The organism is Stieleria mannarensis, assembly GCF_014154935.1.
Taxonomy (GTDB): Bacteria; Planctomycetota; Planctomycetia; order Pirellulales; family Pirellulaceae; genus Stieleria; species Stieleria mannarensis.
On record NZ_JACEHH010000001.1, the window covers coordinates 44,316 to 68,613 of the forward strand.

Here is a 24,298-nt window from a genome sequence, read left to right on the forward strand (position 1 = left end):
GACGATTCGACGGTGGAAAGAAAATCAATCGTTGTGGCGGAATTCGCCACAGCATACACGAACGCATCAATGATGGTACGGGATGATTTCTCGACCGTTGACCGAGGCTTGGGCGCGGTGGACCTCCAGATCCAAGCTGTAATCCATCATCGTGACCCGCCCGTCGGCGAACGCCACATTCCAGCCGCCGTAGTGCGTCGAGCCGAAATCATGACATTCCAAGCAGTTGGCGCGCGAATCGACCTTGGGAGAACGAGCGGCGTAGCGGACATAGGAGTGGGACGAGATCGCAACGTCGTGGTAACCGGCCAACGGCGAGCGGTCTCCGAACCCGTCTCCGGTTTCCAGCTTGTTCAGATCCATCGCCTTCTCGCCGACCAGGTACGTGTTGCTCAGCCCGTCCAGGATCGTGTTGAAACGCGTCCGCTGTCCGAGCACCCAGACGCCGTCGTGGGTCAACCGGATCGCGGGTGCGTTGCGATCATTGGGTGTTGCGTCGGGGTCGATTTCGGCCGATCCGCCATTCATCGCATAATCGTTTCGGGCTCCCGCATCGCCGTACCGCAAGCTGTACGGTTCGACCAACGGGTACGGCTCGGCATCTCGCCGTGACGGGCAATGCAACGTTTCGACCGGAACGCGAACGAGCGACTGGATCCGATCCGATGGCGTCACGGCCAACGATCGGGCCAGCGGCTGGATCTTGGTGGCGAGCTGCGGTTCTTCCAGATACAGCAGCACCTGTGTGATCCACGTCCCGCCGCCGATGTGGGTTCGAAAGCGGTTTTCGCGTTGCGTGATCAGGAACCCCGGACGCTCCCCCCCGTAGCCCGGCAATTCCTTGAAGGCCGATTCGTAATTGTGGCATGCCAAGGCGACCTGCTTTAGCCGGTTCTGGCACTGGATCACACGGGCGGCTTCCCGAGCCGCCTGGACGGCCGGCAGCAACAAACCGACCAAGATCCCGATGATCGCGATCACCACCAACAACTCGACCAGTGTGAAGCCTGGGCGAAACGCTTGACGGCGGCGCGGCGATGAATTCGAAGGATCAGGAGCCGGCATCGGAACAAACCTGGCAAAGATCGGCAGACGAGCGGATGAGCGACGGGCAACAAACGGACTCCGTTATAGGCGATCTCACGCTGCGCCGCCAAAGCTTTTCCGACCCGCTGCTTGATTGGTGACCTCAGGTGCGGATCCAAAACGACAGGGTTTCGGCCAATTGTTCGGCGTCCAGGTACTCGTGGGCCAGCAATTCGTCGCTGACCGCCGCGATCGCCGCCCAGCACAAATCCTCGCTCAGGTGGTGGTGCAGCAACACCACAACGGACTCCAGCAGTTGCGTCCGACGCTGGGGGTCACGCATCAACCGCTCACCGCGTTGCCAAGCCCAGGCCCAGTCGTGTTGCCAGGGCGCGAACGTGGCCGGATGCAGTTTCTCGCCACGGTAAATCATTTCCGCGACCGGACCGGCAAGAATCGTCAACACCTCGCGCTGGACTTGCCAATCGCTGTGCGCGTCGACGCGGCCCCAATTGACATGGCAATCGCCGAACCGCTCGGGCAGCCACTCGTCCGCTTCGGCGTACAGGCCGACCGATTCGATTTCGCCGCCGAGGGCAAAGCCGACCACCGCATGGCCGGCTTCGTGGTAGGCGGTCAAGGTTTCGTCGTCGTCCATCGTTTGGGGATTGGGGGAGGTAAGGTGACAGAAAAAGAGGGGGCAGAAAGATGGGAGGGGAGCCGACAAGAAAATAGTGCAGCACCCGCCCCCGCGCAAACCAAGAACCAAGAACCTTGGAACTTCTTCCCCAACCCGGTAACTTAACCGCATGGCTGATTTAATCGCACAGGGACCGCAGAATTATCATCGTTGGCGTCGGGAGGTCCCCGATGCGGCGATGCGTCGTGATGTGGTGATCGGTCGCAGCGATGCGGATTGGAACGTGCCCTGGGATCCGTTGATCTCAAGGGCGCATGTGCGTTTGATTCCCCAAGCCGATGGTCGTCTGGAAGTGATCGCGGTCGCTTCGGCGCGAAACCCGGTTTATCACCAGGGGCGTCATGCCGTTCGCTTTGTGCTGGTGCCCGGCGATCACTTTGTGATCGGCAAGACGACGTTCACGTTGGCCGCGGCGACGGGAAAACGTTCGCCGGAACGTCTGGGCGATCAGGCCGCCGAAGACGGGCTGGATGTGACCGAAAACGTGTTTGATCACGTGGCCCTGCGTCGCAAGCACTTCCGCGATGTCAACGCGCGGATCGACGTGTTGACTCGGCTGCCCGATCTGATCGCCAGCAGCGACAGCGATCAAGAGCTGTTGGTCCGGGTGACGAGTGTCTTGTTGCAATCAACGCCTTCGGCCGAAGCGGTCTCGATTTTGTCGGCAGGGGACCTCCAGCACGATCCAGACGCGCCGATCGAAGTGCTGCATTACGACAACCGCAGTGCGACGCTGGGCGGATCGCCGATCAGTCGACGGTTGGTCCAGCGGTCGATCGAGAAACGCGAAAGCATCTTGAATGTGTGGGCATCGGGCGATTCGACGTTGACGACCAGTGCGTTCACGGCGCGGGAGGATGTGGATTGGGCCTACTGCGTGCCGCTCCGCACCCAAGCCTGTCGCGGTTGGGTGATCTACATCACGGGAAAGTTGCCGGACACCGAGACGATGACGGGCTCGGGACATCCGGTGGATGTTTCCGACCAGCTGCACGACGACGTCAAGTTTGCCGAACTGGTCGGGACGACGATGGCCAGTTTGCAACAAAGTCGTCAGCTGCAACGTCGCCAGGCGGCGATGAGCAACTTCTTTGCGCCGATCGTGATGCGTGCCTTGGCCAGCGGTGATAGCGAAAAAGTATTGCAGCCGCGCGAAGCCGAGCTGACCGTGATGTTCTGTGACCTGCGTGGATTCTCCAGCCGCAGCGAACAGGATTCACAGCAATTGTTGCAATTGTTGTCCGACGTCAGCGACGCACTGGGCGTGATGACCAAACACATCCTCGGCTATGACGGGGTGATCGGCGACTTTCATGGCGACGCGGCGATGGGGTTTTGGGGATGGCCGCTGGCTCAAGACCAATCGATCCTCCAAGCCGCCGGTGCGGCCCTGGCGATCCAGGCGGAATACCATCGATCGGACCTGGGGTTTCGCTGCGGCATCGGACTGGCCCACGGCCGCGCCGTTGCCGGACAGATCGGCACCAAGGATCAAGTCAAGGTGACGGCCTTCGGTCCGGTCGTGAATCTGTCCAGTCGGTTGGAGTCGATGTCCAAACGATTCGGCGCGGAGATCATTCTTGATGAAGCGACTCGGACGGCGTTGTTGGCGGCCGGTCGACACGGGGTCCGACTCCGACGACTGGCCAAAGTCCGACCCGCCGGCTTTGCCACCCCGGTCGAGATTTCGGAACTGATCGGGGACGCCGCCATCGGGACGCACCAAGTCACCGACGCATTGATCGCGGACTACGAAGCGGCACTGGATCTGTTCCGTGCCTCCGACCTGGACGGCGCGCTGCGACTGTTTCGCTCCCTGCCGACCTGGGACGGGCCGACGCAGATGATGATCCAGCAAATCCTCTCGGGCGAAAGCGAAGGTGAAGTGATCGACCTGCCGAAGTGATGGTGGCGGATTGGGTGAGAGGTGGTCGTTGGGGAGGGTGTACGACGTCCTTTCTAGGTCGGCGCGCAGAGCCCCACGGGCGACAGCCCGGAAGGGGCGTACCCCAAGAAAAGCATCGCCCTAAGCTGGAAAATCCCTAAAGGCCAGAGACTGTTGCCACAGCCAGTTGATGGCCTGGTCGATTTCGTGTTCGTGATCGTCGGTGGTGATGCCGTCGTGATCGAGGCCTTCCAGGATCACCAATCGCTTCGGCCCCGGCAGCGCGTCGAACACTTCCATCTGCAACGCCGGCGGAACCAGTTGGTCGCGTTCGGATTGCAGCATCACCGTCGGAACCTTGGCGCCGGGCGCCGTCAACGACAGGTTCATTTCCGGCGGAACGCTCTCGGCGATCGCGTCGGTCAAATGCCCCAGCGGGTACTGCCGAGCGACGCGCTTGACGGTCTGGATCAACGGCGGCGGGTTGCGCAAGATCAACCCTTCGATCTGAACCTCCGGCCGCGACGCCAAATAGGTTGCCGTCGCGCAGCCGAGTGAGTTGCCGACCAACCAAATTCGCGGCCGCTGGGGCGGCAGGTCGCTGGTGACCAGGGACCAGAATCGAGACGCGCGGCGGGCGATGTTGGCCAGCGTCGCGCGGCCGCTGCTGGCGCCATAGCCGGGCGCATTCCAGGTGCAGATCTTGACCGTTGATTCGGGCAGGAAGCGGCACGGCCAATCCGACGCCCGCTCCGCCCGACCGGCCGTCCCCGGGAACTTCAGGACCAGCAAGTCGATCGGTTGATGGTCCGGAGAGAGTTCGCCGCAGGTGCCGTCGCCGCGCGAGCGGCGATACTCAACAAAGTACTCGTCCGTCATCCGATCGACGGTCACCAACACGCGTTCTTTGGGCGCATAGACCAATTCGTTTCGCGAAGGCCGCAAAACGAATCGATCCAACAGATGACGGCGGAACGAACGAATCATCCCAGCATCTTGACCGTCGGATCGCACGCTGTCTAGCTGGACACCGTCAGTTTGACTTCGCGAGGCTCACAGAAACGCGCAACGTCACATTGACGTAGCTACGCTCGCCAGAGCGTGGAGCACACGGGAGACCGACGCTCTAAAGACCCACCTTCTGGCGAAGCTAGCTACGTCCATGTTACCGCGGCCCATGTTACCGCGGCCCATGTTTCCGCGGCCCATGTTACCGCGGACCGGGCGCGTTGACGTGATCGGCCGAGCGATCTTCGCCCGGCGTCATCGCACCCTGGGCGTCGATCGCCTCCTCGGCGAGCGGTTTCCCGGACTCGCGGTCAAACGTATCGGGCGACAATTTGTCCGGCACGCTGTCCCCGGTTTCGTCCATCCAACGCTGCAGCACCGCGACCAGTCGCTGCCGGGTTTCCGCATGCTCGGGGTGTGTCGTCAAATTGTTCAACTGATGTGGATCGGACGTCACATCGTACAATTCCACCTCTGGCCGTGGCGACAGGAACACGTCCGCCTGGGCGTCGTTCAAGCTTCCCGACTGGCGCAGGGAACGCAGCTGTTGGTGTGAGTCGCTGCGAACCGAATCCGCCGGGCCTTGCCAAGCCAGTCCCGGACGCCGGTTGATGATCAACAGGTGATCGCCGTGACGCACGCTGCGGCCGAAGGCTTCGTAGTCGTGCCAGTTGTGCTCTGAAAACGCATACTCGCGGACCGAGGCCGAGGCGTTTTGAAACAGCGGCAACATCGAAACGCCCTGCATCGTTTCTGGGACTTGGCAGCCGGCCACCGACAACACCGTCGGCGCCAGATCGATCACGCTGACCAATTGGTCACTCGCGCCTTGCCACTGGATTCCCGTCGGCCAGTGGGCCACCAAAGCCGTCTTCATCCCCGAATCGTGCAGCCGCGTTTTGGCTCGCGGGAACGGACGCCCGTTGTCGGCCAAGACGTAAATCAGCGTCTCGTCCAACACGCCTTGCCGGCGCAGTTCATCGACCACGACGCCGATGCGATAATCAAAACGCGTGACTTCGTTGTAGTACGACGCCAGGTCCCGACGCGTTTGCAGGTCGTCCGACAAAAACGGCGGCACGACCACATCCTCCGCACGGTGCATCGGCCCATACTCGGATTCCTTCCACTGCTTGTCCGCGTCCCAGCCGCGATGGGCGTCGTAGGAGGCGAACCAAAAGAAGAACGGCTGGTCTTTGGGGCGGTCACGCGTCACGCTCAACCAATTCGCCGAGCCGCTTGAGTCGCCTTTGACCCGTCCGGCATCGACGTGATCAAACGCCTCCGGTCGCGGCGATTCGCCTTTGCCCGGCGACGTCGATTTCATGTGATGCTTGCCCGACAGTGCCGTGTAGTAACCGGATTGCTTCAAGATCTCGGGGAACCATGGCAAGTGCACCGAGATCGGCTGGTGAAGCTCGGCCGCCTTGCCGTTGTTGTGCGGGTAACGCCCCGTGATGATGCTGCTCCGAGACGGGCTGCAACTGCTGGCGGTCAAGTACGCGCGGTCAAAACGAATCCCGCCGGCGGCCAGTTCGTCGATGTTCGGTGTTCGCGCGGCGCCATTGCCATAGCATCCGTAATCGTTCCAGCTGACATCATCGGCGATGAACAAGATGACGTTGGGGCGATCGGCGGCGCGAGACGTTGATGCGTGCAGCAACGCAATGCAACTAGCAAGCAGCGCGGTGCGACGAAGAACAATTGATAGCATTTCAAATCCGCTTAAAAACGGTCACAAACTGGGTGTTCAGACGAATCCATAGCTTAATCGGTGCGTGAAATCGATGTCGACGCGGTATGATTCAAAAGAGCGAGAGGTTTCCAGCCTGTCATCCGCTGTATCTGACAGGCTGGAAGCCTCTCCCACGTTGTCTCGCGGGAGTCAGATCGATGTCGGAGTCTCTTGAGGATCGTTTGCGGCGATTGGAAATCAACGCCGCGGTGACGCTTTCGGTTCCCGCCGACGGCTTACTTGGGCGGACTTGGTTGGCGCTCACGTCCAGCCATCTGGGCAGATCGACGCGTTTGCATGCCCAGGTGTGTCGTTACATCAGTCGTGCGATGATCGACGCGCGACAAGCCGGGCGCGTCGTCTTGGTTGCGGCGGGTTCGGCAATCGAGCCCTGGGCGGCGCGCGCGGCGGATCTGTTTGCGGTGCCGTTGATACGGGTGTCGGTCAACGAGACGGTTGAAGGTGCCTCCGCCGATTTAGGTCGATCGCGGGAATCGCAGTTGTGGATCGAGGTTCGCGGCGACGATTCTCTATGCCGCGATACAACGGTTGTTGCGTTGGCCGATCGTGTGGATTGTGTTTTCTGTCGACCGCGTGGCAATGTCCAGCGGTCGTTGCGAAAGCGTCTCGAACGTGATCGTGAACCGACGGTCCGTATCGCGATTCACGACAACCCGGTGGACAAAAAAACGCAACAAACGGCGCGCGGGTTGATGGATTGCGGCGCCGTCGGATGGTATTGCTGTCCGGCGGTGGCGAAGGACCCATCGCCACGTTGTGCCGCTGGGATACATTCGTCGCAGTGGGCGGGCACCCGCGGCGAGTGGCTGGTTCATTGCACCCGCGGCAGCCAAGGTCCTTGGCCGGGGCAAACCGACCGACAGCACCGCGATGCGTTGTTGTTGGGCGGTCCCGCGTTGGCGACGGCAACGCGCACGCCCCTGGATTCGCTTGAGCGGATCGTCCGCATGCGTCGCCTGGTGGCGTCGGCGATCACGAGCGATCGGGCCTGGCCGGTGGTCTGTTTTTCCGAGCAGTCGCTGGAGCGGCTGTTAGCGGAACGCCGCTATCGGCCTCATCTGCACCGCTGGGATTACGAACCCTATGGCATTGCGATCCGAAAGTCGGCCGCGATCGCCGCAGGATTCCGGCCGGTGATCTACGGCACCGCAAAGGATCGCCGTTCGATCCCGCCGCAGGATCAGTTTCGGTTTCAAGCGGCGGGCAAGACCTACGATTGGACTCGCGAATGTGAATGGCGATCCGCAGGCGACCTGGACTTGGACCGCTTCGATCGCGGTGACGTGCGCGTGTTTGTCGCGGACGAGAGCGAGGTCGGACGTGTCGCGGGTCGATTCGCCGTCAGCGTGGTGGGCGGGTTCGCGCGTGACCGGTCCGCAGTCCCCGAACACGCGTGACCTCCTCTCCAAAACTGGACGGTCCCTTGAGGCGATTTCCCGTCGCTGCGAAGCGGCGAGGAGCGATTGCCCGGACGGGCCGTCGTACCCGGACGCGACTCTTGCGGCGAAAGCCTGGACACCAGCCCGCTTTCAGTCGCCGAATCGGTACTCGACCCAGCCGCTGAGACGCTCACCGGGTGGGCAAACCTGCAGGTGCGCTTCGGTCATTTTGCCGGCGGCGTGCAGGTTGTGGGCGTCGGTGCTGCAGGTCTGGCTTTCGATGCCGAAATAGGGTCGATCCGGCGTCCAAACCACCAGGTGTGTGAACGCTTCGGAAGCCTTGATCGTGATTGTTCGATTCACGTCGCGAGACTCGATGATGGTGGGCTGGTCCGGTGTTAGCCCCCAGAACACGTCGTCGAACGTCGTTCCCTTCAGCGACATGGACTCGCCAAGCGGATAGTCCAGATCGTCCTTTGGGATCAGCCGGCCCGATGGCAACTGGTTTTCGGATTCCATCCAATGTGATGCGGGGATCTTCAAGTACGTGTTCTCGCGGCGACCTTGATAGACGAAGTACGGATGCAAGGCAAATCCGAACGGCACGGCGGTCTTCCCTTCGCTGTTGTCCACCGTGTACGTCCAGCGGACCGCACCCTCGGTCACCGTGACGGTCAAGAACAATTGATGCGGGAACGGGAACTGTGCATGCAACTCGGTGCCGTCGCGGAAATCGGCGACACAAGTGACCGACGCGCTGCCAGCATCGGATCCGGATCGGACGAACTGCCAAGTGTGCCGATTGACCAGTCCGTGAATGAAGTTCTTTCCCGCGTTGGGTTGAAAGCGAACCGTTTGGCCGTCGAACTCGAACGAGGCGTTCTTGACACGATTCGGCGTCGGATACAGCACGGGATTGCCGAAGCCGACGCCGGGCAGTTTGTCCAGCGATTCGGGTTGCCGCAGGTATTCGATATCGTCGATGCGAATCGAATACGCGTTGGCACCGGCGGCCGGAGCGAATTTGACGACGGTGGTTTCCTGCCGCAACGTGAACACCTGGATCCCGGATTCGTTGCCGATCGAGATTCCGCCTGCCAATGCGGTGGGTGCGATTGCCAAGAAGGTGAAGCAACAAAGGAGTGATCGGATCATCAGGTTCGTGCTCAAGGGGAACAAGATCGACGCGCGGGCGAGTGAGCAACTGACGTTGAGACACACTTGCTGGCGCTGCTCGCTTGTATCTTATTCGATTCTGCACGATGGGGCGCCGTCCAGCTAGGCTTGGATTCCTTTTCAGCTGCAAGGACTCCTCGCGTCGTCCACTACCATTTGCCCGAATCTTGCGGTGAGACGTGATACGCGAAGCTTCCGACGACGTTGCATCGATCGGCATGCACGTTTTTCACGTCATTCGGTTGATTGCATCCGATCCAACGGGATGGTCGTGACGAGGACGTTGGCGCGATAGTTCTCGATCTGCAGCACCGGACGCTTTTGCTGGTCCCAGACATCGATATTGAACGTCGCGTATGTGTCGGTCGATTCGAGCGGGGTGATGCGGGCGGTGACCTGCTGGCCGACCACGGGACGCGAGAACATCCGCAACCGCAGAATCGAATGCGGCAGGGCGATCGACGTCCGGTCAATCGTCCACTCATGAACGCCCGCCGAAAACACGCAGGTGTCAATCAACACACAGGGTAGCAAGACCGAATCGCTGCTTTCGGTCGATAGAAACTCCGCCGGGTCGGCGATCCGGATTTTCGCCCATGATTCCTGCCGGGAATAGTAGAACTGTTTCAGCTGGCGATAGATCGGACCGTGGTACACCGACAATTTGTGATCCAGGTAATGGACCGGGATGTAGGTGACATCGGGAAAGTCGACCGTTTCGATCGCAGACTCATCGGGCCGGTCCGTTCCGATGACGCATTCGGCATGCACGCGGTCCTGGCGAAGCACCTGGCCTTTGCGGTTCTTGAAATCGCTGAGCAAGGAACATCGGACCTGGTCGCCGGATCGCTCGGCGCGGACACGAATCTCCTGCGGTTGGTCGGTAAAGAACCGCATCGATTCGGCGATGCGAAAGTCCTCGATCGTCATCACCGCCCTCCCATCGGTCAGCAGACTCGCCGCTTCGGCACAGGCTTCGGCGGCGGCGACGAAGGGCAAAATCGGTCGTCCGCGCAGCAGGTGCTGGGACAGGAAGTTGTCGTTGACCGGGTCGACCACGTGCGCGGTCATGATGCCGTGGCCGTTTGAACCCTCCCACTCTTGGACACGGTCGATCATCGGAAAGGGGCTTAGGGAAGCGACGTACTGGTCGGTGTAGTAGCGTTTGTAGCGTTGCCAATCGGTGATCAGGATCTCGCCTTCGGGACAGCCCCGTCGAAGCTCGTCGATGAAGTGTCCGACGCCTTCCTCGACGGGCATGTACTTGGCGTCGACGAGTGTCTTGGCGAGTCGAGACTCCGGGCGGACGGCCATCCCGACTTCATCCCACGACGGCCAGTCAAAGGCGACCGCGTGAACATTGGGGCGAGTCTTGCGAAACCAACTGACGAGCTTGCACAGCAGTTCGTTGGCCAAGCAGTAATCGGTTTGGCCGACACCGCCGAAGCGCCCCGAGATGGATGCAAAGGCGGCAAAGAACTTCAAGTCGTCTTGTCGGGTCAATTCCATTAGCGCGACGGCGCCGTCGACTTTCGAGGCGATCGTCCGCTCGACCGACGGAAGTTTCTTCTTGGCAAAACGGGTCGCCTTTTCATAGCCCGCACCGTGGACGACGCCGTCGATGCGGCCGTCGGTCTGTCGGATCTGGTCGAGCAACCGTGCCAGAGCCCGGTGGTCGCTGACGTCGCAGGCGTGATAGGTGACGTCCAATCCGGATGCGGCGAAATCACGCAGGTTTTCGTCGATCTCCAAGGCCTTTTCCACGCGCGCCCAGGCCTCAATCGGGACCTCCCCCGCCGCGAGTGCTTTGCGAACGACTTCCGCACGTAACTGTTTTTGCTGCTCAGGAGTCAAGTCTCGCCAACTGTCTTCGATTTCCGGCAAGGGACTCGATCCGACCAGGTGCAACTTGACGCCGAATTGCCTGCCGATTGCTTTGGCGATCTTGGCGGTGACACCACGGGCGCCGCCGGTGATGATCCAAACGCGACCAAAGTCCGGGTTGACGCTGGGGAGCTGATCGGCCGGTTGATGGAGGGGCGCGACGACGTGACGTTGTCCGCCGCGATAGGCAACTTCCGCCGTCCGCCCGGCCGACGACGCGGCTTCATCGATCAATCGAGCCGCGACAAAATGCGGATCGGCACGCTCGTCAAAATCGACGACGCGGGCGCGGAATGACGTCTGTGCGGCGAACCCAAGCTCGATCAACAAACCCTTGACCAGCCCGGTCGCAAATCCACCCTCGGGTGAGTTGACTTGATGGTCAAAGCCCAGCATCCCGCCCAGGCGGACGCCGCCGATGATTCTGCCGTCGCCGACCAGACCGTTGTCCGCAAGCCGTTTTTGCCAGCGTTGACAGAGTTGATAGGGCACCAACAGGCCGCTCTGTCGGCGGCGTTGCCAATCGTCCGCCGAGGCGCCCTCGGCGGCGTTGATATCCCACGCGGTCAACAGGAACACATTGGTGGGCACGCCGGTTTGGCAAAAGGCGTCCAGCTGGGAAAGGGCGGTGTCGATGTTGTCCAACCGGCGGAGGTGAAGATAGCGGACGCCGGCATCTTGCAGCGATCCGGCAAGCGTGTCGGCGACGGCGTTATCGCCCAACAGCAAAACGCCACCATCAAGCGTCGTCGCAATGTCAGCTGGTGGTGCAGGCGGCGTTTGGATGCATCGCAGCACGAATCGGTCACAGACCCTTCCCGTCTCACCGCCCGATCGTTGGCCGTCGGCGGTGACACTGCGCGGGGCAAATTCTTGCCAGCGGATCACGCGGTCGGTCACGGGCTCGGCAACGTTGCTTGTCACGCTTGTCGCGGTGGTCGCGGTGGCGCGATTTCGGGCTGGTGCGCGCGGTTGCAATCCGATCAGGGACTCCAGATCGAGCTGGAAAAACTGATTCGCGTCCGCGGAGGGTTCGTGATTGCCCGGCGTCGTCCAGGCCCGGGCGGATCGGACATCAAACAAAACGCTGACCTGATTGTCGACACGACGAATGGTGTTCATCGTGGCAAAGCGGACTTCTCTGCCACGGCCTTCGTCGTATTGATCTCTCATCCATCGTTGCAGCATTTCGGTCGACGGAGCCTGGTCGCCTTTCTGACGCCACAATGATTCCAGTCGTTGTTGGCGCAACAGCGAGTGTCTGGGTTTGGCGCTGACCGGCGCCAGCAGCTGGGCATGGTTGCTGACCAGGTGACGATCTTGAATCCGCTTGGACTGGAACGTTCCACAGTCGTATTCGACGTAGGCCGCATCGGTTCCACTGGCGTCGGAAATACACATGCCCCAGCCGCCGGTGGTCCGTTCGCGACGCAGCAGATGGATGGCGTCGTCAACCGATTGGCAGGTTTCCAGGACGCGTCGAATCACGATCGAGTGGAGTAGTCCGTCCAGCGTTTCGGTGCGGCGGGGCCGGTCCAACAACATCGAACTGGTGACGACCAGTCCGGACGCATTGACGCCGTTGATCCCCAGCACGTGTCCGGCGGAAGAGAACAGCACGTGGTGCAACCCCTCGGTCGGTCGACGGACTTGAACGCAGCGGCGCATCGTGTCGCGCAGAAAGAGTCCCAACGCCATGTCTTCATTGGCCGCGTGCAGCCACTGTGTCGTCGACGGCTGTTTGCCCGGTGGCGACTCCGGCGAGGTTCGGCCGGCGAGAACCTGTGTGCAACCGGCACCGATTTCCGGATAGGCGTACAAATTGTGCTCAAGCAACGCGTCGACGGGCACGCCCGCCGCGTCGGCCATCCCACGCACTTCCTCCAACGCCGATTCGTCGACCAGGGTGCCCAGCATCGATTTGGCGGGCGACAGATCTGGCAGCGTTCTGCCGAACTTGCCCGCGGCGATTTCGCCGTAACGATCCAGCATCGGGCGGATCACCGACGCCATGGCGTGACCGTGCGCGGCACCCATCTCGCGAGGCGAACCTTCCAGGAACAGTAGCGGAAGTCCCGCCTGAGGATCGGATTCCGGTTGCCGGATGCCACTCGCGTTGCCCGGACGCCGGCGCGAACCGGCTGATGTCGTTTGCAGATCAGCCGTTTGGCGCGAGCCTATGGGCATGTCGGAAGGGACCCCCGTTAACTTCAACCGCGTTTCCATGTCATCGGATGGACCGCTTGGGACCCCCGCCGCACGCAGCGCGGCATCCAGCCGGGCCAGTGATTCATCGGGGTGGCGTTTCTTGTTGTTTGTCGCGATCCAAAACAAATCGTCACCGACGATCTGTTCGTGCAACCGCGTCAGGACGGGGCTGGGGCCGATCTCCACCAGCACATTGACGCCTTCGTCGGCCAGCCGTCGAATTTGGTCGGTGTACAGCACCGGCTGCACCAGTTGCCGGACCAGGTTTTCCCGAATCGTGTCGGGTTCAGCGACGTAGCGGTTGTCGACACTGCTGAGCAACGGGGTGCGCGGCGGGGCGATTCCTAAACGGTCGAGTTGTTGTCGAAACGCCGTTTGGATCGGTGCCATCAGCGGCGTGTGATAGGGGCGGGGCACGTTCAGGATTCTGGCGTAGACCCCGGCGTCGACCATCCGCGATTTCAGATTCTCGATCACGGCACGACTGCCGGCGATGACGGTTTGTCGGTCGCTGTTGCAGTTGGCGACAAAGGCGTCGCCCGGAGCATCGTTGCAGTAGTCTTGCGCGCCGCGGCGATCCAGGTCGACCGCCAGCATCGCGCCGTCGATCTCCTTGGACTCGGTGATCAATCGACAACGGTGATACGTCGCCACAGCCGCGGTGGCGAAGTCCCACGCGCCGGCTGCGACCAATGCCGGGAACTCGCCATAGCTGTGTGATGAAATCCGGTCCGGACGGATGCCCATCGCATCGACCACTTCCATCAAGATCGTATCGGCGACCAGCAAGGAGAGTTGCGTGCGCCAAACGTCGTGACCCAGCAGATCCGCCTGGTCGACGACCAGATTTCGGTAGCTCGGAAAATCCAGCGATTTCAGGATCGCATCGATTCGCTCCGCGGCCGCGGCGGCAACGGGATGTGTTTGGACCAGTTCGGTCAGCATGGACGGGTACTGTGACCCTTGGCCGGGAAACAAGAACGCGACCTTCGACCGTCCCGATCGCTCGACACAATAGACGCCTTGGTTCTGCAGCAGCGCGTTACGTTTGGGATGCGCGTGTGACGAAACAAATAGCTCCGCCTTTTTCCGAAGCTCGTCGTCGCTGCGGTAGACGATTGCGAGTCCGTGCCGTGCAGTGCCGCGCGATGCAGTGCCGCGAGAAGCCGGGGCCCGGTCAATTGATTCGCCCGCGGCAACTTCTTTCGCGGCATCGACAAGATCGGACAGCGAGTCGGCTTGGCAGATCCAGCTTCGATAGCTGAGATCGCGGTCGGTCGTGGGGCGAATCGTTTGGCCGCGGTCGGGTTGCACCGTCGGATTTGGGACCGGTTGCCCACGCTGGATGACGACATGGCATGCCATGCCCCTGGCACAGGAATGGAGCGTGGAGAAGACGTGGCCGGAGGGATCCAGAAGCGGCAGATCCCGGTTTGCATTGGGCAACTCACACCAGGATTGATTCGACAAGCAATCGATCGGTTGTTCCGGTGGCAGACCGACGGGCGATTGAAGGTGTGAAAGTGACAAGGACGATTTGACCAGCCCGATCATTCCCGCCGCGCTGCCGGCGTGCCCGAATTGTCCCGCCAGCGAACGCAGGTGCAACGGTTGCTCCCGCTTTGCCGCGTACGCCTGGGCGATCGCTTGGAATTCGTCTCGGTCTTCGCCGACAACTCCACCGGCCGACAACTCGACGGCCGAAATTTGATCGGCAGCCACGCCGGCTCCGGACAGGGCGCGGCCGATGGCGATTCGTTGTGCGGTCTGTGGATCGTCGTGGCGTGCGACGCCGATTTCGCGGATCACCGACAGGATTTCATCGCCATCGGCCTTCGCGTCACGAAGCTTTTTCAGCAGCACCACCGCGACGCCTTCGGCCGGTGACATGCCGTCGGAATTTTGATCCAGCGACCGGACATGACCCGACGGGCTCAGTCGGTCCGCCAGACGGAGACATTCAAACGCATGGGGGCCGAGGTCGCGTTGGGCTCCGGCGGCGATCACCATCTTGCAATCACCACGCAACAGGAATCCACGCGCGGCGTCGATCGCCATGATGGACGAGTTGTCGCTGCTGTCCAGCGCGAACGCACCGCCCATCAGGTCATAGGTCTTGGTGATCCGCGAGGCCAGTGAGCTGTTGCTGAAGCCGCCCGTTTCGTCCAACAAGGCCGGCATCCGTTCTAGCAGCACCTCGGCGAATCGCTCTGACGTCCGGGCGATCTGTTCTGCCGGGACGCCTTTGTCCTTTAAGACCGTTTCGATGACTTCGCGCAGCACCGGCAATCGCAACCCGACCAGGAGCTGGGAACTGGCTTCGCCGCCGACAAGATTGCCGACGATGACCGCGGTGTGCTCGCGATCCAGCTTGGATTCGTATCCGGATGCCTGGAACGCTTCGGCGACCGTGTCCAGAATCATGAACTGCAGCGGATCGGCGTTGGCAATTTGTTTCGGCGGGATGCGGTGCCGTCGCCAATCGTACTTGTAATCGCGGATGAACCCGCCGACCCAATGTTTGGCGTCGTCCCCGTGATCCAGCGTGACATCCCAGCGATCGTCCGGGACGGGGATTTTGGGGTCTCGGCCTGATGACAGCAGGTCCCAAAACTGGTCGATCGTCCGTGCTCCGGGGGCCAGCAAGGCGGTGCCGACCACGGCAATCGATCGGTCCTGCGGAGTTGTGTCGCGAAGCGATTGAGAACGGATGGAGGTGTCGGCGGTACATTCCTCCAGCACGACATGCACATTCAATCCGCCGATTCCGAACGCGTTGACGCCGGCCCGCCGTGGTCCGCCCGGCGGCGGATCCGGCCAAGGGATGGCGCTGGTCGGCAATTGAAACGGAGCGGCCGCCCAATCCACTTTGGGGCTGGGCCGGCGCAGATTGATCAGCGGCGGGATCATCCGGTGCTGCATCGCCAGAACCGTTTTGACCAGTCCGGCAAGTCCGGCGGCCTCCAGCGTGTGACCGATGTTGGCTTTCACGCTGCCGAGGGGGATTTTCTGATCCGGCGGTCGCCCGAAGGATTCGTTGAACGCCTCGGCCAAGCTGTTGATCTCCGTCGAATCACCGACCGGCGTCGATGTCGCGTGGGCCTCGACATACTGAACCGAACTGGGCGTCACGTCGGCCGAATAGGCGCGGCGGACGGCGGCGATTTGACCTTCGCGCCGCGGCGCCCACAGACTCTTTCCTTTGCCGTCGGAAGAGACGCCGATGCCGCGGATCACCGCCCGGATCGGGTCCTTGTCCGCCAAGGCACGCTGGAGTGTTTTGACCAGCACGACGACGTAGCCTTCGGCGGCGACCAGCCCGTCGGCGTCGGCATCGAAGGGGCGCGACCCGGTGGCGCTGACGGTTTGCGCCTGCGAAAACAAGATCAACGCGTCCAGCTTGCAATAGGACAGGCCGCCGATCACGGCTAAGTCGATGTCACCCATTTGCAGCGCGTGGGCGCCGGCGGCCAACGCGACCAGCGACGAACTGCACGCGGCGTTGATCGACAAACAAGGGCCGTCCAGTCCGAAGGCTTTGGAGATCAGCCGCGCCGCTTCGGAGCTTTCCAACAACGGGCCACCGCCGGCATGTCGCTGCGGAAGATCACGCCGCACCCGAGCGGTCATTTCATCGACCAAAGCGGCTTGATCGCGGGACGGCAGGCTGGAAACGTAGTCCGTTTGGCGAAGACCATCCATCGCCTGGGCGGCCATCACGCCGAGTGTCAAATCACCGATCAGGTTGGACCCGCGTTGGTGGCCGACGAACACGCCGCCCCGTGTCGATTCGGTGGCGTGCGGATCCAGTCCGGCGTCGCGCATCGCTTGGCCGGCGACCTGGCACAAATCCACATGCGAGTGGTCGGCGTTTTCGAGGTCCTGATCGGTCAGACGAAACGGCTCGATGGGCGTGGTGCGACCGCTGACGATCCCGCCGATTTTGGAATAGGTCTTTCCGAATTGTCCCGGTTGGGGATCGTAATAGCGCCGTTGGTCCAAACGTTCGGCGGGAAGTTCCGCGATCGCGCTGCGGCCTTCGATCATTAACGACCAGTATTCATCCAAGTCATTCGCGCCGGGCAAACGACAGCCCATGCCGATCACGGCCAAGGGAGTGTCGGCGGATCGGTCTTGCGCGGATCGATGGTTCGGGGCGGAAGTCATGGTTCGGTTCGGCAGCCATGGGCGCGGCAGTGCGTGTGCGGCTAGACGTGTGCGGCTAAACGTGTGCGGCGGCTCCCCCGTCAACGGTGATGGTTGTCGCCTGGATCAGATCACTGATCGGGCTGGACAAAAACGCGACGGCGTTGGCCACGTCGGACGGTTCCAATTGCCGTTGTCCCATCATTGTTTTGGCCGTTCGGGCGGCAAACATCTTTTCCGCACCCGGAATGCGACGCGTCGAATCGGTTTCGACCAGTCCCGATTTGACCACGTTGACGTTGATGCGACGATCCCCCAGTTCCAACGCCAAGTGTCGCGTGATGCTTTCCAAGGCGGCTTTCGAACCGCCGATCAATCCGTACATCGGCAGGGCCATGTGGGACCCGTGACTGGAGATCGCGATCACCTTGCCGCGGTCGCGCGCGTTTTCCAGCAGCGGCACGGCGGCTTTGACCAGATGGATCAGCGCGAGCACGTTGGTGTTCATCGCCGCGGCGAAGTTTTTCGGGGTGGACGCCAGCAGCGGGCGGAATCCCCCCGTCGCGGCGTTGCTGACCAGGATGTCCAGTTGTCCGATTTCTTGCTGGATGAATTCGAACATCGACTGCACGTCGTCTTCTTCGCTGACGTCGGCGCGGACGATCCAGCAGCGTCGTCCCAGCGACTGAATCTCCTTGGCGGTCGCCAACGCTTCATTCTGGGACGTGACATAGTTGACGACCACATCGCACCCTGCTTCGGCCAACGTGATCGCCACCGAGCGACCGATCCCCCGCGAGCTTCCGGTGACTAAGGCGACTTTTTCTTTCAGATCGATCATGATGTGGGAGTTGTGAAATGGGAGTGGCGAGTGGAGGAATTTGCCGACTCAAACTTTTCTCGTGAATTGAACGCCGTTGGATTGACCCTCCCTGGCAGGGAGGGTCGCGGAGGAGTGAGCGACGACGCGGGGAGGGTTGATCCGCGATTCGATGTGACCAAGGGACGAACGTTTGATCGGCAATTCACCGTTCGACTTCCCCTCGCTACGCTCGACCCTCCTGCCAGGAGGGTGATTTCCAAAAAAACGCTCGTCCTCACCAGGCGAGCTCGTTCGTGCGACCGCGATGATCGCGTCATTGCGCACGTCGAATCGCACGTCCGCCGTGCGTCGGGTTTCGTATTCGATGGTGCAACCCTGGGCGGTGACGCGGGCAATCTGGGCGTGACCGGGGCGAAACGGTTCGCCATCATTGCATGCTTTGAACGCCGCCTCCTTCGCCGCCCAGCCCGCGGCGATCGGCCAACCGTGATCTTCCAATCGGCGACGCTCCGCCGCCGAGAACCAGGCTTGCGCGAAACTGTTTGGCAAGTCGGTCCGATCGACCACATCGACGCCGATTCGAGAGCTAATGGGGTGACCGCGGTCATGCGGTTCCAGACATACTGCGGCAACCGTGATCAACGCAGTGTGCGCGAGCGAAAGATCGATCGGTTGTTGGATCTGATGTCGAAAGACGGCGGGACGGCAACCGCGACGTACCGAAGCACGCGACAGGATCTGCCACTCCAGCGGCGAGTCGTCCGCTGCGGACAACAGCTCACCGAGCATTTGTTTCGCGCACCACCGTCCGCTGATCCAATCGCGTCGTCGATTCGGCGCACGAAAGCAATCCAATTCGTTGATCTCGGGTGGTGTCAGCCACGATCGGAGCGCCATCGGCCACGGCGGAGTGGACTCGCGTCCGTCCAGTCGCAAGGTCGCCGTCGTCCAGGATTCGTTGCCGCGGATCATCATGCGCCGATTCCTATTGCATCGGCGATGTAATCGAAGACGTCTTGCAAGGTCGGGAAATCGTCCAGCGTCAGGTTTTCATCCGGCGTGATTTCAAAGTGCTGACCGAGTTCGCCGAACAGTTGTGCCTTCTTGATCGAATCGATCCCTAAGTCGGCTTCCATGTCGGCGTCCATCTCGACAAACTCCGGCGGGTACCCGGTCTGTTCGACGATGAAATTGACCAGGTAATCCTGCAAGTCCGACTTCGTCCAATCCTGTTGCCCGTTCGACGATGGGGACGATGTTACTTCCGCCTGCCCGGTCGTTGGCAGAGCCTGCGCGGTCGTTGACATAGCCTGCCCGGTTGCCGCAACCGTTGCATCGGTGCTTGCCCCGGACGGCTGAGATTTGATCGGCATCACCCGGTTCGTCCCGGAATCCGCGGCGCTCGATGAAATTGGATCCGATGGCATCGGGCTCTTGCCGGACAGGACGGATTGCCACCGGGCGATCGGCACGCTTTCGCTTTGAACGGCATGCAAGTCTTTGGCCAAGGCATCGATCGTCGTGCGAATCTGCTCTTCACTGTGCCTTGCGGTGATCATGAACCGCAACCGAGCGGCGTCGTTTTCTACCGCCGGATAAACAATCGGTTGGATGTCGATGCCGCGCTCCAGCAGTCGCCGTGACAGCAGCAGCGCGGTGTGCGAGTTGCCAACCATGATCGGAACGACCGGTGTGTCGCGTGCCGGACCGGTGTCCAGTCCGCGCTGTCGGGCCAAGTCCAGCAACAGCTGCGCATTGCGTTGCAGTTTGGCAACCCGCTCGGGTTGTTGCTGCAGCAAGCGCAGCGACGCCAGGGCGGCGCCGGCACTACCGGGTGACAGGGCGACGGTGTAGATAAATCCCGGCGTGCTGAATTTCAGGTATTCGATCAGCTCGCGGTTACCGGCAACGAATCCCCCGCCGCTGCCGAATGCTTTGCTAAGTGTTCCGACCCACAAGTCGATTTCACTCGGATGGAGATCAAAGAATTCGGGGCTGCCGCGTCCGGTGGTTCCCATCGTGCCGATGGCGTGGGCGTCATCGACTAACAGGAATGCGTCGTGTCGCCGTTTGATGTCCAGAAACGCCGGCAGGTCCGGATGATCGCCGTCCATGCTGTAGGCACCTTCGATCGCGATCAACGTACGATCGTACTTGTGCCGAATTTGCTGCAACTGGCGATCCAGAGCCGCGCTGTCGTTGTGCGGAAAACTCAGCCGCTGGGCCCCCGACAGCTCCGCGCCTTGGATGATGCAGTTGTGGGCCAGCGAGTCGTGAATGATCAGATCGCCGGGGCCGAACAGATGTCCGATGATCGATTCGTTGGCGGCGTAGCCCGACGAGAAAACCAACGTCGCTTCGACGCCCAAGAACCTCGCCAATTCGTCTTCGAGTTCGCGGTGCAGCGGTTTGCCCGCGATCAGACGGCTGGCCGAAACGCTGGTGCCGTAGCGATCGATCGCGTCTTTGGCGGCGGCCGAGACGATCGGGTCACCGGACATGCCCAGGTAGTTCGAACTACAGAACGTGACGACCTGTTTTCCGTCGACCCGCGTGGTGTCTTGGGTCACGCTTTCGTGTTCGGCGAAATACGGAATCGAAAGCCCCGCCAGGTCCAGTAAGTCTTTTGTGCGGCTGATCCGTTTGGCATCGGGGATCAGGTCCAGGTTTCGATTCGGTTGGTCCGCGGTCGTCGTGATCGATTCGCCGGTGCGGGGGGAGGGAGTGTTGTGATGGAGCGGTTGGTCGGGTTCCGGGACGTCGGGTAACCGCAGACAAGCGTCATGCGGCGGATCGGGTGCGTGTCGGACGGTGTCGGTCGGTTCGGTCGGAGCAGGCGATGATCCGTCGGATGACGCCAGGTAGTCGAAAATATGTTGCAACGTGGGGAAATCGTCCAACGTGAGCGTTTCGTCGGGGGTGATCGAGAAGTGTTCGCCGAGTTCGCCGAACATTTGCGCTTTCTTGATCGAATCGATTCCCAAATCCGCTTCCAAGTCGGCATCCATCTCGACGAATTCCGGCGGATAACCGGTTTGTTCGACGACAAAGCGGGTCAGGAATTCTTTCAGTTCGTCGTCGGACAAACCGGTCGTTGCGGCCGGGGGGGCGTTGCGATCCGTCGCCGTCGGAGTGATGTCCGGAGTGATCGTCGGGGCGTCCGGGTTGGGACGGACGTCGGCGGCCGGGCGTGACTGACGCATCGCTTTGTCACGCATCGCTTCCTTTCGGCGTCGCGTGGCGTCGACGACCACGATGCCGTCGACCACGCTGGAGTCGTAGGTGGCGTTGGTGGTCACGGGAGCGGTCACTTGGGCCTGTGGTTTGATGGGAGCATGCACTTTCGCATCTCGTTGGAGAAGAATGTGGTAGGCGGTTTGACGTTCGCAATTGTGAACGGCGGTGACGAGGCGTCCGCTGCGGTCGGCCGCTTGCAGCGGTTGGGGCCGGGGGGCGACATCGAACAACGGATTGGATTCGATCAACGGCAACGGGCGGGTCAGTCCGAACGTGGCGGTTGTTTTTAGGTGCTCGAGCTCGAGAGTCGACTTGATCAGCGCGGCGATCGCCGAGGCGGCTCCGAGGTGACCAGTTTGGGTCATCAAGCAATCGAGGGAAATGGGACGTTGCCGAGCGCGCTGGGCGTAGGCGTGGTAGATTCCCTCGAGTTCTTCGGCGGTCCGCTGTTGGCAGGCGACCGAGGTGGTTTCGATCCGCGCGACCTCGCCTGCGGCGAGCGGCTGGTCCTGGCGGGTGGTCCGCCCGAGTGCGTCGTTGACGGCGTTTTCCGACGCTTCGGACTGGCTGTCGGCGGCGGCGACTCCCACGCCTTGGATGATACCTAGAATTTTGCGTTTTTGTTGTTTTGCGTCGGCCAGCCGCATCAACAGCATCGCCCCACAGCCTTCCGCCGGGACCATCCCGCCGGCCGCGACGTCCAGCGGCGATCTCGGCGTCCCGGGGGTGAGCAGACCGGCCAACCCCATCCGTTCCAGAAAGGTCGCACTGAGGTCTTCCTGGCCGCCGACACAGACCATCATGTCGCAGGCACCGGTGACCAGTTGGTCGACGCAGCACATCAGGGCCGCCGACGAAGAACAGCTGCCGGCGTCCACCGCGACGCCTCCGCCCATCAGGTCGAACGACTTGGTGATCCGCGACGCCAAACTGCTGCTGGTGAAGCTGCCGGTTTCATCCAACAGCGCGGGCATCGCTCGGATCAGCGTTTCGGCGTACCGGCGGCTGACCTCGTCGCACTCGCGGGGATCGCACCCGAGCTGACCGAGCAACCCAACAAGACGCCGTTGAAATTCGGGCAATCGCAATCCCATCAACAACTCGGTGGCGAACTCGCCGCCGAACGGCGAACCGACCACCACCCCGACTCGGTCCGTCGACGCACGTTCCACTTCGGCTTCGCGGAACGCCTGATCGACCGCATCGAGGATCATGAACTGCAACGGGTTGGCGTTGGCAATCTGCTTGGGCGGAATCTTGTGCGTCCGCCAGTCGTATTGAAAACCACGGACGACGCCGGCCAGATTGTTGATGCAGTGCCAATGCCTCGGTCGCGAGCGGTCCAGATAGACGTCGGGATTGGTGCGATGTCGGGGGATCGGCCCCTTCGGATCGTCTCCGCTAATTAACAACTGCGCCAGCGCGCCGACGTTCAATGCGCCCGGCAACACCACGCCGCGTCCGACGACCGCGACGGCATCGCCGGTTGATCGGCCGGCGGCAGGAATGCTGTCGGCAAGGACGTGGCCGACCCTTGTCGGGCGCTCGCGCGTTGGCACCCCATCGGCACCGGCGCGGGCGGCTGTTGGTGCGGCGCCGTCCGGGAACTCTTCCAGCACCACGTGGACATTCAATCCGCCGATGCCGAACGCATTGACCGCTGAGCGGCGCGGCGATCCGTCGACCGGCGCGGGCCAGCGCTCGGCTTGCATGGGGACGTAGAACGGCAAGGAGTCCCAGTCGATCGACGTGTTCAACCGATGGACATTGACGGCCGGTGCGATGGTCTGGTGACGCATGCAGAGCACGGTTTTGACCAACCCCGCCAGCCCCGCGGTCTCCAGCGTGTGGCCGATATTCGCTTTGACGCTGCCGATCGGAACCCGACGGCCGCGGGGAATCCGCAATGCTTCGGCCAGCGCGGTGATTTCGGTGGCGTCACCGAGTTGAGTCGACGTGGCGTGCGCTTCGATGTATTGCAACTGCTCCGTCTTGAGATCTTCATCATAGGCTCGGCCGATGGCGGTGATCTGGCCTTCCTTGCGTGGCGCCCACAGACTCTTGCCCTTGCCGTCGGAGGAGACGCCGATGCCGCGGATCACCCCGTGAATCCGATCGCCGTCGCGAATCGCTTGCTCGAGCGTTTTCAGAATCACGACGACGAATCCTTCACCGACGACCAAGCCGTCGGCATCGTCGTCGAAGGGACGCGACATCACGCTGCTGAGCGATTGGGCCTGGGAGAACATCACCAGCGTTTCGAAGTGGCACACCGACGCGCCGGCGACCATCGCCACGTCGATGCGGCCCTGCTGCAATGCCAATACCGCTTGGTGCAGGGCGCTCAGCGACGACGCGCAGGCGGAATTGAACGTCATCGCCGGACCGCCCATGGCAAAGGTATCGGCCAGCATCGCGGAGGCCATGTGCGGCCCGAGGGCGGGACGGCCCTGGTGGTCTCGATGCGGCATTTCCGATCGCACCTGGGAGATGAGTTCGTTGATCACCCCTTGATGATCAACGTTCAACGCTCCAAAGCCTTGCACATCACCCAGCAGCTGCGCGGATTGTGCGATGCAGGTTCCGTAGGCGAGGTCACCGGCCAATCCGCTGCTGCGGGAGTGCCCCAGGTAGACGCCGCCGGATCGCCGTCTGGATGGATAAAGTTCGACTGCGGCATCATCCAACGCCTCCGCGGCCACATCACACAACGTGCGGTAGGCCACTTCGGGACATTCATGCACCGCGGCGGGAAGTGAATCGAAGTGTCGTCCGCGGGCGTCTTGATTGACCAGGCAACCGATGTCGCAATAGGAACGGTTGGGGATCCCCCGTCGCGGGTCGAAGTACAATGACCGGTCGAAGCGAGATTCCGGCAGCGGCGCGGCCGTCGCAACGCCATCGCGAACGAGCCTCCAATAGCCCTCCAGATCGTCGGCCCCGGGCAGCCGACAGGCCATGCCGACCAGCGCGATCTGCTTGTTTGGCGACGAGGTCTGCATGGGCTCTCGATTTGGCTGCGAGCGAATTAGACCTCCATAGTAATGGGGGGGCAGGTCGCGTCAATGAA

Annotated in this window: 11 protein-coding genes; 2 read left to right on the forward strand and 9 right to left on the reverse strand. The window is 61.8% G+C overall.

Annotated features, from left to right (window positions below):
* Positions 1-66: 66 nt before the first annotated feature.
* A complete protein-coding gene (locus H1B37_RS00155) occupies positions 67-1,065 on the reverse strand; it encodes a DUF1559 domain-containing protein (RefSeq protein WP_182864584.1) in 999 nt (332 codons plus the stop codon).
* A gap of 124 nt (positions 1,066-1,189) precedes the next feature.
* Positions 1,190-1,684 (reverse strand): cell division protein FtsH, encoded by a 495-nt coding sequence (locus H1B37_RS00160; protein ID WP_182864585.1) that lies wholly within the window; start codon positions 1,682-1,684, stop codon positions 1,190-1,192.
* A 151-nt stretch (positions 1,685-1,835) separates the two neighbouring features.
* Between H1B37_RS00160 and H1B37_RS00165 the strand changes: the two genes are divergently transcribed.
* The gene (locus H1B37_RS00165) at positions 1,836-3,632 is read left to right on the forward strand and encodes an adenylate/guanylate cyclase domain-containing protein (protein WP_182864586.1); all 1,797 of its coding nucleotides are present in this window, start codon (positions 1,836-1,838) and stop codon (positions 3,630-3,632) included.
* Positions 3,633-3,752: 120 nt separating this feature from the next.
* Here the strand turns inward: H1B37_RS00165 and H1B37_RS00170 are convergent, their stop codons facing one another.
* Positions 3,753-4,598, reverse strand: a complete 846-nt coding sequence (locus H1B37_RS00170) for an alpha/beta hydrolase (RefSeq protein WP_182864587.1) — start codon at positions 4,596-4,598, stop codon at positions 3,753-3,755.
* Positions 4,599-4,821: 223 nt separating this feature from the next.
* Complete coding sequence (locus H1B37_RS00175) at positions 4,822-6,333, reverse strand: sulfatase family protein (RefSeq protein ID WP_182864588.1); 1,512 nt, start codon at positions 6,331-6,333, stop codon at positions 4,822-4,824.
* 179 nt (positions 6,334-6,512) lie between these two features.
* On the opposite strand from H1B37_RS00175, the gene H1B37_RS00180 reads away from it, so the two are divergent.
* Positions 6,513-7,772 (forward strand): hypothetical protein, encoded by a 1,260-nt coding sequence (locus H1B37_RS00180; protein WP_182864589.1) that lies wholly within the window; start codon positions 6,513-6,515, stop codon positions 7,770-7,772.
* A gap of 132 nt (positions 7,773-7,904) precedes the next feature.
* Here H1B37_RS00180 and H1B37_RS00185 read toward each other — a convergent pair whose 3' ends face one another.
* The 5 genes from H1B37_RS00185 to H1B37_RS00205 form a co-directional block, all read right to left on the reverse strand.
* Positions 7,905-8,909: an aldose 1-epimerase gene (locus H1B37_RS00185; protein WP_182864590.1), complete on the reverse strand. Its 1,005-nt coding sequence runs from the start codon at positions 8,907-8,909 to the stop codon at positions 7,905-7,907.
* Between the two features lie 255 nt (positions 8,910-9,164).
* Positions 9,165-17,189, reverse strand: coding sequence for a type I polyketide synthase (locus tag H1B37_RS00190; protein ID WP_182864591.1), 8,025 nt, complete (start codon positions 17,187-17,189; stop codon positions 9,165-9,167).
* Between the two features lie 55 nt (positions 17,190-17,244).
* Positions 17,245-18,009 (reverse strand): SDR family oxidoreductase, encoded by a 765-nt coding sequence (locus H1B37_RS00195; protein ID WP_182864592.1) that lies wholly within the window; start codon positions 18,007-18,009, stop codon positions 17,245-17,247.
* A gap of 48 nt (positions 18,010-18,057) precedes the next feature.
* On the reverse strand, positions 18,058-18,966 hold the full coding sequence (locus H1B37_RS00200; protein ID WP_182864593.1) for a 4'-phosphopantetheinyl transferase family protein: 909 nt from the start codon (positions 18,964-18,966) through the stop codon (positions 18,058-18,060).
* Positions 18,963-24,230, reverse strand: a complete 5,268-nt coding sequence (locus H1B37_RS00205; protein WP_182864594.1) for an aminotransferase class I/II-fold pyridoxal phosphate-dependent enzyme — start codon at positions 24,228-24,230, stop codon at positions 18,963-18,965. Before H1B37_RS00205 ends, H1B37_RS00200 begins: the two co-directional genes overlap by 4 nt.
* Positions 24,231-24,298 lie beyond the last annotated feature (68 nt).